The organism is Streptomyces sp. NPDC048191, from assembly GCF_040652655.1.
Lineage (GTDB): Bacteria > Actinomycetota > Actinomycetes > Streptomycetales > Streptomycetaceae > Streptomyces.
Window position 1 is genome coordinate 26,528 of sequence record NZ_JBEZMO010000023.1, and the last position, 15,487, is coordinate 42,014.

Below are 15,487 nucleotides of genomic sequence, written 5' to 3' on the forward strand. Positions count from 1 at the left end.
CCCCGACGCGATTGCCGAGCGATGTCTGAAACCGAACGACCGCTGCGCGCGGACGCCCGTCGCAACCGCGCGCGCATCATGGCCTCCGCGCGGGAGCTCTTCGCCAGTCGCGGCCGCGAGGCCCAGATGGAGGAGATCGCCGCCCACTGCGGTCTGGGCATGGGCACCCTCTACCGCCACTTCCCGAGCAAGCAGGCGCTGCTGACCGCCATGGTCCGCGAGCGCTACGAGGGGATGGCCGACCTGGCGCGTGCCGCCGAGCAGGTCACCGACCCCGGTGAGGCCTTCGAGACGGTCCTGCGCAGCTACCTGGAGGCCGCGGACGGCGACGCCAGCTTCCAGCTGGCGCTCATGGGCGCGGGCGACATCCAGTGGGAGGGCCTGGAGCGGCAGAAGGCCGAGTTCGGCGAGATCGTCACCCGCATCATCGACCGCGCCGTCGCCGCCGGGGCCGTCCGCAGCGACCTCACCTACGCCGACTTCCCGCTGCTCACCCGCGGCGTGATGGCCACCATGTACTTCCGCCCCGTGGGCAGCGCCGGCTGGCGCCGCCACCTCGAGCTGGCGCTCGACGGGGTCAGGGGCGACGCCAGGGCGTAACAGGCCCGCCGGGTCCGGCGGGCGGTGGGTCAGCGGATGTTGTGGTTGATGCGGAACCGGTTCGCCGGGTCGTAGGCGTGCTTGAGGCTCAGCAGCCGCTTCCAGTCGCTGTCGGTGTACGCGCTGCGCACCGCTTCCACGGAGGTGTCCACGGTGCCGAGGAAGGTCGGAACCGTGCGGCCGGTGAGCACCGGGGCGAGGTTGTCCAGGATCGTCCGCTGCGCCTGCTCGATCGAGCCGGCCGCGTCCGGCTGGGGCACCGTGTTGCTCAGGAACACCAGGTACTGCGCGTCCCGGTTCCCGATGGCGCTCGGTGCCGCCGGAGGCCGCGCGAACGCGCCGCCCATGTGCCGGATCTCCGCCACGCCCGACGGCAGGGTGGCGCCGAAGCCCACCGCGCCCAGCACCACCTCGACGCCGGCGGCGTCCAGCGTGCCGATGAGACCGCTCTCCACGAGGTTCGCGACGGGCTTGGTCGGCACGTTGAAGATGCTGTCCATCCGGGCGATCGGGACGTCGGTGACCGAGTCCGAGACCGGGTTCAGGGCCCGCAGCGGGGCGATCTCCGCGGCGCCGTCGGCCGACGAGCCGACATGGACGACCTCGATCCGCAGCACCTGGCTGGTGGGCGTGCGGATGAACGAGGCCACGGAGGTGATCCGGTCCGAGGCGGTCCTCGTCCACTCGACGTACGCCCGGTACGCCTGCGCGGACGCCGCCGCGGGGAACACCAGGCCGCCGCCGTACACCGTCGCGGCCGGCAGCAGGTCGATGTCGAAGGAGGTGACGGCACCGAAGTTGCTGCCTCCGCCGCGCACCGCCCAGAACAGGTCGGCCTCCCGCTGCGGGGTCAGGCACCGCAGCCGCCCGTCCGGGGTGACCAGTTCGATCCTGCGCACCCGGTCGGAGGCGAACCCGTAGGTGCGGCCGATGACCGGCACCCCGCCGCCCGTCGCGTAGCCGGTGGCCCCGACGTCCGAGGTGGAACCGACCGGCGGGAGCAGACCCGCCGGGGCCGCGACGGCGAGTACGTCGCTCCACTTCGCGCCGCCGGATATCCGCGCGGTCCGCGCGGCCGTGTCGATGCCGACCCCGTTCATCTCGCGCATGTTGATCAGCAGGGCACCGTCGGCGGGGACACAGATGCCGTGTCCGGTCGCCTGCACCGCGATCGGCCAGCCGAGGCCGCCGCCGATGCGCACCGCCGTCGCCACGTCCTGCGGGGCCTGTGCGAGCACGATGGCCTTCGGGCTCTGCTGGAACAGCGTGTTGAATCCGGCGCGTTCGGCGTCGTAGTCCGGATCGCCCGGGAACAGCACCTTCCCGCCGAGCGCGGTGCGCAGGTCGTCGGCGGTGAAGGGGCCGCGAGCCGCGGTGGCGACGCCCGCGCCCGGACCGGCACCCACCGCGAGCGCCGCCACGCCCATCCCGACGGCCTTCAGAGCCGTTCGTCTGCTCACCTGTTCGCTCACTGCACGTCCCTCCCCACGTCACACGGTTCCCGCTCGGGAACGGCCGCAACTGTGGCAGAGGCGGCTCAAGGATCAGTCGATTCCGGCACCGCCGCGCACCGCGTCCGGGCCGAAGCGCGCGGCCAGTTCCCGCTTGAGGACCTTTCCGCTCGCGCCGACGGGGAACGCCTCGACGAACTCGACCCGGCGCGGGTACTTGTACGCGGCCAGCCGTTCCCTGGCCCACGCGGAGATCTCCGCGCCGAGCGCCGGCCCGGCCGCCGTCCCCGGGACCGTACGGACCACCGCGCACACCTCCTCCCCGTACCGGGGGTCGGGCACGCCGATCACCGCGGCCTGGGCCACCGCCGGGTGACGCAGCAGCACTTCCTCGACCTCGCGCGGATAGACGTTGTATCCGCCGCGCAGCACCATGTCCTTCTTGCGGTCGACGATGGTGAGACAGCCGTCCTTGTCCTTGACGCCGAGGTCGCCGGAGCGGAACCAGCCGTCCACCACGGCCGCCGCGGTCGCCTCCGGGCGCCCGAGGTAACCCGCCATCACATTGTGTCCGCGGACGACGACCTCGCCGACCTCGCCCGCCGGCAGGAGCTCGACGCGTTCCTCCAGGTCCGCCCGCGCGATCTCCGCCCGCACGCCCCACACCGGGAAACCCACCGTCCCCGGCCGGCGGGGCAGCCCCGGCTGGTTGTACGCGATCACCGGTGAGGTCTCGGTCATCCCGTACCCTTCGTAGATCGGGCAGCCGAACTCCCGCTCGAAGTCCTCGAGGACCTTGACCGGGAGCGCGGAACCGCCCGAGTAGGCCCGCCGCAGGGCGGAGCCGGGCGGGCCGCCGTTCTCCAGCAGGGCGAGGTACATCGTGGGTACGCCCATGAAGACGGTGCAGCGGTGCTCCGTCATCAGCCCGACGGCCCGCGCCGCGTCGAACGCGGGCATCAGCACCAGGGTCGCGCCGGCCCGGAAGCACACGCCCATGCCGCAGATCTGACCGAACGTGTGCGACAACGGCAGGGCCCCGAGCAGCACGTCGTCCGCGTCGAAGGCGAACGGGGAGACCATGCTGACCGTGATGTTCAGGACCAGCCCCAGATGGGTCAGCAGCGCACCCTTCGGCCGCCCCGTGGTGCCCGAGGTGTAGAGCACCACGGCGATGTCGTCGGGCGCGCGCGGCACCCAGTCCGCGACCGGGACCGCCCGCCGGGCGCGGGCGGCGAGACGCCGCGCCGCCAGCAGCGGGACACCCGCCCGTGCGGCCGCCTCGGCACCCTCGCCCGGCAGCGTGTCGTCGCAGACCAGGAGTCCGGCCCCGCAGTCCCGCAGCACGTACTCGATCTCGTCGGCCTTCAGCAGCGTGTGCACCGGCACCACGGTGGCGCCCAGTGCCAGCGCGCCGTAGTACGCCATGGGGAAGTGCGGTGAGTTGGGTAGCAGCAGGGCCACCGTGTCACCGCACCCGACCCCGTCCTCGGCCAGGACGGCCGCGAACCGCCGTGCCCGGAGCCAGAGTTGGTCGTACGTCAGCACGTCCTCCCCGCAGACGAGCGCGGGGTGGCCCGGACGCCGTGCCGCCGACTCGGCGAGCACGGCCGCCAGGGAGATCACGGCTTGCCGGGGACGGCCGTGGGCAGCCCGAGTTCCTGCCAGATGCCGTCCAGGGCGCCGGCGAACTTCTCGATGTCCTGCGTCGTGTGGGTGGCCGACGGCGCGACCCGCAGGATCTCCTCGCCCTCCCGCACGCTCGGCGCGTTGATCGGCTGGACGTAGATCCCGTGCCGCTCCATCAGCAGCGCGGAGGCCCTGCGGCACCGCCGGTCGTCGCCGACGAAGACGGACACGATGTGCGAGTCCGCCGAGATGAACGGGATCCCGCGCTCGGTGAGCAGCCGGTGCAACAGCTGCGCGTTCTCGGCGAGCCGGGCCCGCTCGTACTCCGAGGAGCGCAGATGCTGGACGGCGGCCAGCGCACCGGCCGCGGTCGACGGCGGCAGCGAGGTGGTGAAGATGAACGAGCGGGAGAAACCGCGCACCGCGTCGATCAAGACGGCCGGGCCGGCGACGTAGCCGCCCGCGGTGCCGAACCCCTTCGCCAGCGTGCCCATGACGACGGTGAACTCCCCGTCCAGGCCCTCCCGCGCCGCGATGCCCGCGCCCTGCGGACCGTACATGCCGACCGCGTGGACCTCGTCGACATAGGTGGTGGCCCGGTACCGGGCGGCGAGAGCGGCCACCTCGGCGAGCGGGGCCACGTCACCGGACATCGAGTACACCGACTCCAGGACGATCAGCTTCGGCCGGTCCGGATCCGCGGCGGCGAGCAGCTCCGCCAGGTGCGCGGTGTCGTTGTGCCGGAAGATCTTCTTCTCCGCGCGGCTGTGCCGCAGGCCGTCGATGATCGAGGCGTGGTTGAGCTCGTCGGACAGGACGAGCGTCCCCGGCGCCCGGCCGGCCAGCACCGACAGCGCACCGTCGTTGGCGGTGTAGCCGGACGGGAAGACGACCGCGGCCTCCTTGCCGTGCAGCGCCGCGAGTTCCTTCTCCAGCAGTACGTGGTAGTGGTTCGTGCCGCCGATGTTGCGGGAGCCGCCCGAGCCGGCGCCGAAGGCGTCCACCGCGTCCTTGACCGCCTCCAGGACGACGGGGTGCTGCCCCATGCCGAGGTAGTCGTTGCTGCACCAGACGCTGATCTCCTGCTCGCCGGCGCCGCCGCCCCGCCGGGCGATGGCGCTCGGGAACAGCCCGGCGCGCCTGCCTATCTCCAGGAACTCCCTCTTGCGGTCGGCGAATCCGGCCATCTCACGGGTGAAGTGCTCGAGGTGTGCGTTCATGTTCGTGGGTCACCTTCCAGACGCGGTGCCGGCCGGCGCGCCGGTCTCCCGGCGCAGCCGTGCCTTGTCCGGCTTGCCGGACGCACTCAGCGGCATCGTGTCGAGCAGCAGGACTTCTTCGGGTGCGTGCAGTGCGGACAGGGCCGTCCTGACCTGGTCGCGGACTTCGGCGGGCGTGACACGCGCGCCCTCGCGGAGCACGACCGCCGCGTGGACGTGCTCGATCCGGTAGCCGTCCCGGATGCCGTAGACCGCCGCCTGGGCCACTTGGGGCATCCGGAGGATCTCCCGCTCGACGACGGCCGGGTGGACCTTGATGCCCTCGGTCTTGATGACGTCGGCGATCCGGTCGAGCAGGTGCAGCCGCCCCTGCTCGTCCAGGTGGCCGAGGTCTCCTGTGCGGTACCAGCCACCGCGCAGCGCCTGGGCCGTGCGCGCTGGGTCCTGCCAGTAACCGTCCATCAGATGCGGCGAGTTCACGCACACCTCGCCGGTCTCGCCCACGGCCACCTCCTCGTCGGTGCCCGGGACGCAGACCTTGATCCGCACCCCTGGGAACGGCCGGCCCACGGTGGCCGCCAGTTCGGGGTCCAGATGGTCGCGCGGGCCGAGGAAGGTGATCCGGCCGCTCTCGCTGGCCCCGTACCCCTGGACCAGCACCGGCCCGAACGCCTCGGCCGCCTCGGCGATCCGGGTGGGCGAGGCGGGAGAGCCGCCGTAGATCAGCTGACGCAGCGAGGACAGGTCGGCCTTGGTGACGCGGTACCGGTCGACCAGCTCGTACACCTGCGGGGTGGCCAGGTACATGCGGGTGATGCGGTGTTCCGCGACGGCCCGCAGCGTTTCCTCCGGACGCATCTGCTCGTGCAGGACCACGCGGCCGCCGGAGGCGAGGACCGCGTCGGCCATCGGGCCGACGGTGTGGCTCAGCGGGGTCGTGACCAGGATCCTGACCTCTTCGTCCGGCGTGGCGGAGGCCGACGCCGCCCCGACCCGGCTCGTCCAGGCGCGGGCGGACAGCAGGATCCCCTTGGGCCGGCCGGTGCTGCCACTGGTCAGGCCGATGACGGCGGCCGCCTCCGGGGACCACGCGGCGGCGGGCCCGGGGTCGCCCGGTGCGGGCAGGTCCGCGGTCCGGATCACCGTGACGCGGCCGCGGGCCCGCTCGGCGAGGATCCTCGCCCGGTCCTCGTTCTCGGGGTCGGTGAGCAGGGCGGCGGCGCCGGTGTCGAGCAGGATCCGCAGCTGCTCGTCCGTGGACAGCACCGGGACGGTCGAACCGGCGTTGGTGGAGCGCAGGTAGCAGACGGCGGCGCCGATCAGGTGGGCCGCGTACCGCGCCGAGAGCATGTCGGGGCTGTTCGGCGCCACCAGGACGCCCAGCACGCTCCCCGGGCCGGCCTTCGCGTCCCGCAGGGCGTGTGCCGTGGCGGTGACCGAGCCGGCCAGTTCGCCGGCGCCGATCGCCCGTCCGCGCCAGTGCACGGCGGTACGGTCGGGGTCCGCGGCCAGGACCGACATGATCCTGGCGGCGTAACCGTCGTGCTCCGACCACCAGGGGTCAGAAACGGCCATCTTCTCCTTCTTTCGGCTGGGAAGGTCGGACTTTCGGCTGGGAGGGTCGGACGCGATGCGGACGGGGCCTCATGCCGCACCGGAGCTGAGCGTGAGCGGGAGTTCCGCCAGACCCCGGATCGTGTTGTTCAGGTGCCAGCGCGGCGGACCGCTCGTCTCGATGGACGCGGCCAGCCGGGTCAGGGCCCGGAGCATGACGTCAGCCTCCAGGTAGGCGACGATCCGCCCGACGCAGGCGTGGATGCCGGCCCCGAACCCGAGGTGTCCGCCCGACTTCCGGGTGATGTCGAACTCGTCGGGGCGGTCCCAGCGGCGCGGATCCCGGTTGGCGGCACCGAACAGCAGCAGGATCTTCTCCCCGGCGGGCAGTTCCACCCCGTCCAGCACCGTGTCCTTCGCGACGACCCGGAAGAACATCCGGGTCGGCGACTCCAGGCGTACGGCCTCGTCGAACGCGGGCCGGATCAGGTCGGGCCGGGTGCGCAGCGCGGCGTACTGCTGCGGGTGCGTGGCGAGCAGCCACAGCACCGAACCCAGGCCCCGCACCGTGGTGTCGATGCCGGCGGCCAGCAACGACCGTACGAGGACGGCCCCTTCGTCGAGGCCGTACCCCTCGCGCGCGGCGAGCCGGTGGATCTGCGCACCCCAGCCGTCCGGGCTCAGCCGGTCGGGGTAACAGTGCCGCACCACCCACGGCAGGGTCGCCTCGCCGCCCGGTACGGACTTGTGGAACAGCTCGTTGGGCGGTCCGAACGCGTTGAACGCGAAGTCCGCGAAGGGCAGCAGGTGCTCCGCGCGCCCCTGCCGGGGCAGCCCGACCGCGTCGGCGAACAGCCGCAGCGGCAGCTCCTGCGCCAGCCGGCCGATCCCGTCGAACTCGCCGGCGTCGACTAGCCGCGCCACCATGGACTCGGCCTGCGCGGTCCACGACTCGGTCTTCGCCCGGATCGCGCCGGGGGAGAGCACCGAGCCGACCACGCGCCGGGCACGGGTGTGCTCGGGCTGGTCCTGTTCCAGCAGCAGGCTGGGGGTGCGCCAGCCCGTCCCCTTGCCGGCGCCGGCCATCCCGGCGTCCGCCTGCGAAGGGGCGGGCTGCCGGCGCAGGTCCGCGAGCCCGACCCCCGCCGCGGAACCGAAGGTCTCGTGGTCGAGCACGGCGGCGCGCACCGTGCTGAAGCGCGCCGACGCCCACACGCCGTGGCGTTCCAGCCACACCACCGGGCCGGCCTCGCGCAGCCGCTCGTACGCCGGATACGGATCGGTCAGGACGTCGAGCGAGAAGGGATCGATGTCACTGACCGGCACAGTCTGGTTCATCGTCGACCTCAGCCAACCTCTCGTGTACGGCGGGGCAGTCGGCCCGCGCCTACTGCAGCCGCCAGCCCTCGACCGCCTTGGCCAGGCCGGAGACGAGGACGATGAAGTCCTCCCGGGCCTTGCGCTGCTCCTCGGGGTCGATCAGGTCGCGCGCCTTCTCGAAGTACTCCTCGACCTCTTTGTTCTGGTCGTAGAAGAACCGCACGAAGTCGACCACCACGTCGAGGACCGCGTGGTACTCCTTCTCGTAGCTCTGCAGCAGCTCGGGCTCGGACTCCGGCTTGTCGAGGATCCGGTGCACGGCGTGCGCCGCCAGCGAGCCGCCCTTGAGGGCCAGCATCACGCCGGTGGAGAAGAGCGGGTCGATGAACGCGGCGGCGTCGCCGACCTGCAGGAAGCCCGGCCCGCTCATCCGCTCGCAGGTGTACGACCAGTCCTTGGCCGTGCGCACCTGGGCCACCTCGACGGCCCCCGAGAGCAGTCGCCGGATCTGCTCGGTCTCGCCGATCTGCCGGTAGAGCATGTCCGCGGGCGACAGGTCCGAGGTGGCGAACTTCTCGCTGGGCGCGACGTATCCGACGCTGCAGGTGTGGTCGCTGAACGGGATCATCCACAGCCAGCCCGGCGGGCAGGCCTCGACCACGATGTTGCCGGCGTCCTCCCCGGCCAGACGGCTGCCGCCCTGGTAGTACGTCCAGACGGCCAGGTTCTTCAGGTCCTGGTGCCAGTCGACGGTGTCGAAGCGCCTGCCCATGAACTTGGCCTGGCCGGAGGCGTCGACGACCAGCGGGGCGTGCGCCTCGACGACCTCGTCGGAGTGGGCCGGGCTGTACCGCACGCCGGTGCACCGGTCGCCGTCGAAGATCGCCTCGCGGACGTACGCCTCCTCGATGACCGTGGTGCCGAGCCGCCGGGAGTGGGTCAGCAGCATGTTGTCGAACTCCGCCCGCTTGACCTCGTAGGCGTAGGGGCGCGGGGCCGACTCGTCGACCGGGGCGCTGGTCGCTATCTCGTCGAAGCGGATGGTCCAGGGTTCGGGGCTCGGTCCCCAGATCAGCGTCACACCGTTCTTGCGCTGCGCGCCCAGCTCCTCCAGGGCCTTGGCCGCGCCGAGTTCCCTGATGACCGGCATGACACCGGGAATGAGCGACTCCCCGATGTGGTAGCGCGGGAACTTCTCCTTCTCCAGCAGGAGCACCCGGCGCCCCCACATGGACAGCAGGCCCGAGGCCGCGGCGCCGCTGGGGCCTCCGCCCACGACGATGACGTCGTACTGACTCCGCATTGGTCGTCCTCCTGTTGGCTTCGGTGGCTCGTGCGTCATCGTGTGGTCCGGGACCACAGGTCGGCGGTGAACTCGTGGTAGCGCCCCGACTGCAGCACCACCATCAGCTCCAGCAGCTTCGCCTTGTCCCCGGTGACCGCGAACTGCCCGGTCACGAAGGCCGTGGCGGCGTGCAGGTCCCCGGCCTGGAAGTCGGCCAGGTCCTGGTAGGCGGCCGTGATGGCGAGGTCGCTGTCCGCGAGCCGGCCACGGCCGGCCCCCATGACGACCCCGTGGCCGATCAGGACGTAGTAGTCCACGGCGCCCTCGGGGGTGCCGGTCGCGTGGAACTGCAGCCGGACGTTCACATGCGGGAGGGCCTGCTGGTCTCCCGGCTTCAGCTGCTCCAGTTCCGCCAGGTACGGCTCGGACAGGAAGCGGAGCCCGGTGTCGGTGGTCACCGTGCCTCCCCGGGGGTGGATCCCGTCCGGATGTGCAGGGCTTCGAGCCCGGGCAGGGTCACCCGCGGCTGCGGGCGCGGCGGTTCGGTGATCTCCAGGTGCGGGAACCGCTGGAGCAGCGTGCTGAAGACCGTCTCCGCCTGCAGGCGTGCGAGCCGCCAGCCAGGACAGCCGTGGATGCCGGCGCCGAAGGAGATCGACATGCCCTCGTCGCGGGTCACGTCGAACACGTCCGGGTTCGTGAAGCGCGCCGGGTCGCGGTTGGCCGCGGCGATCAGCATCATCATCCGCGAGCCCTCCGGGATCTCCACGCCGCCGATCTCCAGGGGTTCGCCGACCGTCCTCGGGAGCATGTGGACGGGCGGATCGAACCGCAGCACCTCTTCGATCGCGCCCCTCAGCAGGCCGGGGTCGGCGCGCACCAGGTCCGCCTGGTCGGGATGGTCGATGAACAGCCGGATGCCGTTGTTCAGGAAGTGCGTGGCGGTCTCGGAACCGGCCGCGATGAGCATGTGGCAGATCCCGGCGAGTTCCAGGTCGTCCAGCGGATCCTCGTCCTCGGCGACGATCAGCGCTGAGAGCAGGTCGTCGCCCGGCCGGCGCCGCTTGTGCCGCACGAGCGCGCCGAAGTAGTCGTCGAGGAACGCCGCCCCCTCGTCGGCCACCCGCAGTTCCAGGGCCGTCATGCCCAGTTCGAAGGTCCGCTGGAAGTTCCGGATCGGCTCCCGCAGCAGCGGCGCCTCCTCCTGCGGGACGCCGACGAGCCCGGCGACGACGCTGATCGGAAGCAGATAGCAGAAGTCGTTGCAGATGTCGCCGCCGCCGGCCTCGGCGAAGGGCTCGATGAGTTCGTCGACCTTCCGCACGATGAACGCCTGATGCGCCATCACCCGCCTGGCGGTGAAGGCCTGGTTGATGATCCGGCGCAGCCTGGTGTGCTCGGGCGGATCGGCCCACAGCATGCTGGTGGCCAGCTTGCGCAGCGCCGCGTGCTGCTCCCACTCGCCGTTGAACCGGCCGGACAGGAAGGTGTACACGTCCTTGCCGACCCGCTTGTCGCGCAACGCCTCGAAGACGTCGTCGTAGCGGCTGAGCACCCAGATCCCGAGGGGGCTGCGGTGCACGGGCACGGCTTCGCGCAGGCGGTGGTAGCGCGCGTACGGGTCCGTCCTGCCCTCGGGCGAGAAGAGGATCTCCGCCAGCGCCGTGTTGGCGGCGTGCTCGGCGCCGCCGTCGGGCGGCGCCGTCGTCCGGGTACTCACGTCGGCCTCCTCGGTCACCGGGGGACGGAAGCCTCGACCACGTGCAGCAGAGGCTTGACCTCGCTGACGCCGTCGACCCGCAGACCGGCCCGCTCGACCAGGCCGGTGATGCCGCTCCTGGTGTGCCGCCTGCCGTTGGTGTTCAGCAGGAACAGCAGGTCGATGCCGGTCGCGTAGCGGATCTCCGGGCTGTCGTCGACCAGGTTCGTCGCGATCAGGATCCGGCTGTCGGGACGGCCCGCCGCGACGGCGTTGCGCAGCGCGGTGACGGTCCGGTCGTCGTCCCATTCGAGGATGCTCTTGAAGAGGTAGACGTCCGCCTCCACCGGGATCTTCTTGAGGCAGTCGCCCTCCAGCACGCGGGCGCGGGCCGCCAGCGAGCCGTCGGGGCGGAGCCGGGGGTCCGGGTGGGCGACGGCTGCCGGCAGGTCGACCAGGGTTCCCCGCAGGTGCGGGTTCTTCTCCAGCAGGGTCGACAGGGTGTAGCCGCGGCCGCCGCCGACGTCCGCGAGGGTGCGGAAACCGCTGAGATCCAGCGCTTCCGCGAGGGCCGCGGAGGTGAGCCGGCTCAGCTCGGTCTGGGATTTGTTGAAGATCTCGGTCGACGCCGGCCACTCCTTGTGGAGGTACGCGAAGAATTCGGCGCCGTATTTCTCTTCGAAGAGGTCCTTGCCGGTGTTCCGTACGGCCTGTTCGAGGTGCGGCCACAATTCCCAGGCCCACGGCTCGGTGACCCAGAGCACCCAGTACTTCAGGCTCTGCGGGTCGTCCTCGCGCAGCAGCCGGGAGGTGGGCGTGTGCGCGTATCCGTCCTCCGCGCGGGCGAAGACGCCGTACTGCTCCAGCGCGAGGAGGAGCCGCCCGAGGACCCCGGCGTCCACCTTCAGGCTCGTCGCCAACTGCTCGACTGCGACGGGCTGTTCGCCGATCTCGTCGGCGACGCCGACAAGGACGGCCGCCCGCAGCGCCGCCGGAGCGGCCGCGGCGAGCGAGATTTCACGCAGGCTGGTGATCGCCGCGGTGCGCTTGTCCTCGCCATTACCGGACGGACTGCTTTTGACAATGCTCATCTGCATCCCTTTGAGGCCGCGATTTCCGATGGCGCAGCTTTCCGTTCCCGGCTCAGATGTTTGCGGCCTGCCCTAGAGGGGTCCTCAAATCTGGCTGTGCGGGACGGAACACGATGTGCCGCGCCCCGGACCGGAGCGGCATTCGAGCCGCCCTCAAGGTGCCCGGGATAGAGACGGACGGGTGAGCCATGCGCACGGCGGGGCGGCGGGCGGCAGCCGCCACCGGCCGCAGCGCCCCGCCCCGACCGACGAGGAGCCAGATGCTGACCGAGCGTGTCGAAGAACTCCGTCAGCTCCGCGGCCGGGTCCAGGCCGGCCCGAGCGAGAAGGCGACGCGGACCCAGCACGCCAAGGGGAAGCTGACGGCGCGTGAGCGGATCGCGCTGCTGCTGGACGAGGACTCGTTCCACGAGGTGGAGCCGCTGCGACGGCACCGGGCGAGCGGTTTCGGGCTGGAACGGCGAAGGCCGCACACCGACGGGGTGGTGACCGGCTGGGGGACCGTGCACGGGCGTACCGTCTTCGTCTACGCGCACGACTTCCGCATCTTCGGCGGGGCGCTGGGGGAGGCGCACGCCGAAAAGATCCACAAGATCATGGACATGGCCATCGCGGCCGGTGCCCCGCTGGTCTCCCTCAACGATGGCGCAGGCGCCCGCATCCAGGAGGGCGTGACCGCCCTGGCCGGCTACGGCGGCATCTTCACCCGCAACACCAAGGCCTCCGGGGTGATCCCGCAGATCTCCGTGATGCTGGGGCCCTGCGCGGGCGGCGCCGCCTACTCACCGGCGCTGACGGACTTCGTGTTCATGGTCCGGGGCACCTCGCAGATGTTCATCACCGGCCCCGACGTCGTCCGGGCCGTGACCGGGGAACAGGTCTCCCACGACGGCCTGGGCGGCGCGGACGTGCACGCCGAGGTGTCGGGGGTGTGCCACTTCGCCTACGACGACGAGCGCACCTGTCTGGAAGAGGTCCGCTATCTGCTGTCCCTCCTGCCGCAGAACAACCGGGAGACCCCGCCCGCCCACTCCACCGGGGACCCCGCCGACCGGCGCTGCGCGGAGCTGCTCGACCTGGTCCCGGAGGACGGCAACCGCGCCTACGACATGCGGGCCGTGCTGGAGGCGATCGTGGACGAGGGCGAGTACCTGGAGGTCCACGAGCGCTGGGCGACCAATGTGATCGTGGCGCTGGCCCGGCTGGACGGCCAGGTCGTCGGGCTCGTCGCCAGCCAGCCGCGGTCGCTGGCCGGGGTGCTGGACATCAGCGCCTCGGAGAAGGCGGCCCGCTTCGTGCAGATGTGCGACGCCTTCAACATCCCCCTGGTCACCCTGCTGGACGTACCCGGGTTCCTGCCGGGCGTGGACCAGGAGCACGGCGGGATCATCCGGCACGGCGCCAAGCTGCTGTACGCGTACTGCAACGCCACCGTGCCGCGCGTCCAGGTGATCCTGCGCAAGGCGTACGGCGGTGCCTACATCGTCATGGACTCCCGCTCGGTCGGCACCGACCTGTCGTACGCGTGGCCGGCCAACGAGATCGCGGTGATGGGCGCCGAGGGGGCCGCGGGTGTGATCTTCCGGCGCCGGATCGCGGAGGCGGAGGACCCCGAGGCCATGCGTCAGAAGATGGTCAAGGAGTACAAGACCGAGCTGATGCACCCCTACTACGCGGCCGAGCGCGGACTGGTCGACGACGTCATCGACCCCGCCGACACCCGCCGCGTGCTGATCCGCTCCCTGCGCATGCTGCGGACCAAGCACGCCGCCCTGCCCGCCCGCAAGCACGGCAACCCGCCCCAGTGATCCGGCAGCCCCGTCCCCGGGGCGGAAGGAGGACCCCATGACCACCGTCGTCGCGGAACAGACCCTGGTGCGCGTCGAGCGCGGCCGGCTCGCCGAGGACGAACTCGCCGCCCTCGTCGCCGTCCTGCTCTCGCGTGCCGGCGCGGCCGGACAGGACCCGGCGGCCGTCCGGGTCGTCCCGTACTGGAACCGCCCCGAGCGCAACGCCCCGTACCACTCGCCCGTGAGCTGGCAGCGCTGACGGCCCCGGCCGGCTATGCCGCGCGGCGCTGCCGAAGGGCCGCCATCACCGCGTGGACCAGGATCCCGGCGAACAGGAAGAGCGCGCCCTGGTACACCGCCGCGTAGCCGGCGCCGGCCATCAGCCAGACGGAGAAGGCGGCCGCGACCGCGGTGATCACCGAGTCCCGCACCAGCCGGGCCCGGTCCACCCGCTCGCCCCGGCCGGAGATCAGATGGAAGAGCTGCGCCGCCGCCGCGAGCAGGTACGGCACGGTCGCGGTGAACGTGGTGACCAGGACCAGGACGTCGAAGACCTTCGCCGAGCCCGACAGGTAGTTGTACGCGGTCAGCAGGGAGGACAGCACGACCGTGACACCGACGCCGACCGTCGGCACACCCCGGCGGCGGCGTGCGAAGGCGGCCGGGAACAGGCCGTCCTTGGCCGCCGCGTACGGGGTCTGGGCGCTCAGCAGGGTCCAGCCGTTGAGGCATCCGGTCATGGACACCAGCGCCGCCAGCGCCACCGCCGTACCGCCCCAGCTGCCGCCGAACATCGCGTTCACCGCGTCGGAGAAGGGGGCCGTGGAGGCGACCAGCCGGCTGTGCGCGACCGTGCCGAAGACGGAAAGCGTGCCCAGCAGGTAGACCAGTGCGGCGCCCGCGGTGCCGATGACGGTGGCGCGCCCCACGTTGCGGCGGGCGTCCTTGACCTCGCCGGCGCTCACGGCGGCGGACTCCACCCCGAGGTAGGAGAAGAGCAGCAGGGCGGCGGAGGCGGAGACGGCACCGATCGCGCCGTGACCGCCGGCGTTGAACGGCCCGAGCCGGGACGGGTCGAAGAAGAACAGGCCGCCGACCGCGACGAGCAGCAGCGGCACGAACTTCAACACCGTGGAGACCAGTTGGACGGCGCCCACGTACCGGGTGCCGGCGAAGTTGGCGAGGGCCGGCAGCCACTGCAGGAGCAGGGCGGCCAGACACGCGCTCCACTTGTGGCCGCCGACCGGGACCAGCACGTCCAGATAGCCGACGGCGGCGACGGCGAGTGCGGCGTTCGACACCCAGGTGGTGATCCAGTACGCCCAGGCGGCGAGGAAGCCGGCGAAGTCGCCGAAGGCCTCGCGGGCGTACACGTACGGACCACCTGTGCGGGGGTCGCGCGCGGCGAGCCGGCCGAAGACCAGGGCCAGGGCGATGGCGCCGACGGTCAGGACGCCGAAGGCGACCAGGCTGACCGTGCCGTACGGGGCGATGGAGGCCGGGAGCAGGAAGATGCCCCCGCCGATGATGTTGCCCATGACCAGCGCGGTCGCGACCGGCAGGCCGAAACGGCGGGCGTGCTTGCCGGCGGCGCCGTGGGCGTCCGTGACGGCGGCGGGGGAGGAGCCGGGAAGGTCTCCGGCGGGAACCGTGGGGTCCGCGGAGGGGGCCGGAGCCGGCTGCGGGGCGGTTCCGGTGACGTGCATGGGTGGTGCGCCTCTCATCGAACTGATGTCCCAGGATCGCCGGGACTCGCCCATGGTCCGGTACGTCCCCGCCCGCCGCAAAATCGCCGTTTCTTGTGGCGTCGGGGCCGGTCGTTCGTGAAAAAAGTGAGCCGTTGTGGTG

13 protein-coding genes are annotated in these 15,487 nt (G+C 71.9%); 3 read left to right on the forward strand and 10 right to left on the reverse strand.

Features of this window, described 5'->3' with window-relative positions; genetic code table 11:
* Window positions 1-21: 21 nt before the first annotated feature.
* The gene (locus AB0D93_RS29975) at window positions 22-600 is read left to right on the forward strand and encodes a helix-turn-helix domain-containing protein (RefSeq protein WP_362125817.1); all 579 of its coding nucleotides are present in this window, start codon (window positions 22-24) and stop codon (window positions 598-600) included.
* A gap of 29 nt (window positions 601-629) precedes the next feature.
* Here the strand turns inward: AB0D93_RS29975 and AB0D93_RS29980 are convergent, their stop codons facing one another.
* The 9 genes from AB0D93_RS29980 to AB0D93_RS30020 all read right to left on the reverse strand — a co-directional run bounded on the left by AB0D93_RS29980 (window position 630) and on the right by AB0D93_RS30020 (window position 11,849).
* Window positions 630-2,060 carry an FAD-binding oxidoreductase gene (locus tag AB0D93_RS29980; RefSeq protein ID WP_362125820.1) on the reverse strand — a complete coding sequence of 477 codons (1,431 nt, stop codon included), beginning with the start codon at window positions 2,058-2,060 and terminating at the stop codon, window positions 630-632.
* A gap of 84 nt (window positions 2,061-2,144) precedes the next feature.
* Window positions 2,145-3,677, reverse strand: a complete 1,533-nt coding sequence (locus tag AB0D93_RS29985; RefSeq protein WP_362125823.1) for a long-chain fatty acid--CoA ligase — start codon at window positions 3,675-3,677, stop codon at window positions 2,145-2,147.
* On the reverse strand, window positions 3,674-4,900 hold the full coding sequence (hemA, locus tag AB0D93_RS29990; protein ID WP_362125826.1) for a 5-aminolevulinate synthase: 1,227 nt from the start codon (window positions 4,898-4,900) through the stop codon (window positions 3,674-3,676). Before hemA ends, AB0D93_RS29985 begins: the two co-directional genes overlap by 4 nt.
* Window positions 4,901-4,909: 9 nt before the next feature.
* A complete protein-coding gene (locus tag AB0D93_RS29995; RefSeq protein WP_362125829.1) occupies window positions 4,910-6,475 on the reverse strand; it encodes an AMP-binding protein in 1,566 nt (521 codons plus the stop codon).
* A gap of 69 nt (window positions 6,476-6,544) precedes the next feature.
* Entirely contained in the window at window positions 6,545-7,792 is a 1,248-nt protein-coding gene (locus AB0D93_RS30000; protein WP_362125832.1) for a cytochrome P450, read from the reverse strand.
* Window positions 7,793-7,841: 49 nt separating this feature from the next.
* Window positions 7,842-9,077 (reverse strand): NAD(P)/FAD-dependent oxidoreductase, encoded by a 1,236-nt coding sequence (locus AB0D93_RS30005; protein ID WP_362125835.1) that lies wholly within the window; start codon window positions 9,075-9,077, stop codon window positions 7,842-7,844.
* Between the two features lie 35 nt (window positions 9,078-9,112).
* Window positions 9,113-9,517, reverse strand: coding sequence for an SCP2 sterol-binding domain-containing protein (locus AB0D93_RS30010; RefSeq protein ID WP_362125838.1), 405 nt, complete (start codon window positions 9,515-9,517; stop codon window positions 9,113-9,115).
* Window positions 9,514-10,779: a cytochrome P450 gene (locus AB0D93_RS30015; protein WP_362125841.1), complete on the reverse strand. Its 1,266-nt coding sequence runs from the start codon at window positions 10,777-10,779 to the stop codon at window positions 9,514-9,516. The genes AB0D93_RS30010 and AB0D93_RS30015 overlap by 4 nt, the downstream gene beginning before the upstream one ends.
* Before the next feature lie 14 nt (window positions 10,780-10,793).
* Window positions 10,794-11,849 (reverse strand): methyltransferase, encoded by a 1,056-nt coding sequence (locus tag AB0D93_RS30020; RefSeq protein WP_362125844.1) that lies wholly within the window; start codon window positions 11,847-11,849, stop codon window positions 10,794-10,796.
* Window positions 11,850-12,109: 260 nt separating this feature from the next.
* Here AB0D93_RS30020 and AB0D93_RS30025 point away from each other — a divergent pair, with 260 nt between their 5' ends.
* Both AB0D93_RS30025 and AB0D93_RS30030 read left to right on the forward strand, forming a co-directional pair.
* Window positions 12,110-13,657, forward strand: a complete 1,548-nt coding sequence (locus AB0D93_RS30025; protein ID WP_362125847.1) for an acyl-CoA carboxylase subunit beta — start codon at window positions 12,110-12,112, stop codon at window positions 13,655-13,657.
* A 37-nt stretch (window positions 13,658-13,694) separates the two neighbouring features.
* Window positions 13,695-13,898, forward strand: a complete 204-nt coding sequence (locus AB0D93_RS30030) for an acyl-CoA carboxylase subunit epsilon (RefSeq protein WP_362125850.1) — start codon at window positions 13,695-13,697, stop codon at window positions 13,896-13,898.
* A gap of 13 nt (window positions 13,899-13,911) precedes the next feature.
* Here the strand turns inward: AB0D93_RS30030 and AB0D93_RS30035 are convergent, their stop codons facing one another.
* Window positions 13,912-15,345, reverse strand: coding sequence for an amino acid permease (locus AB0D93_RS30035; protein WP_362125853.1), 1,434 nt, complete (start codon window positions 15,343-15,345; stop codon window positions 13,912-13,914).
* Window positions 15,346-15,487 lie beyond the last annotated feature (142 nt).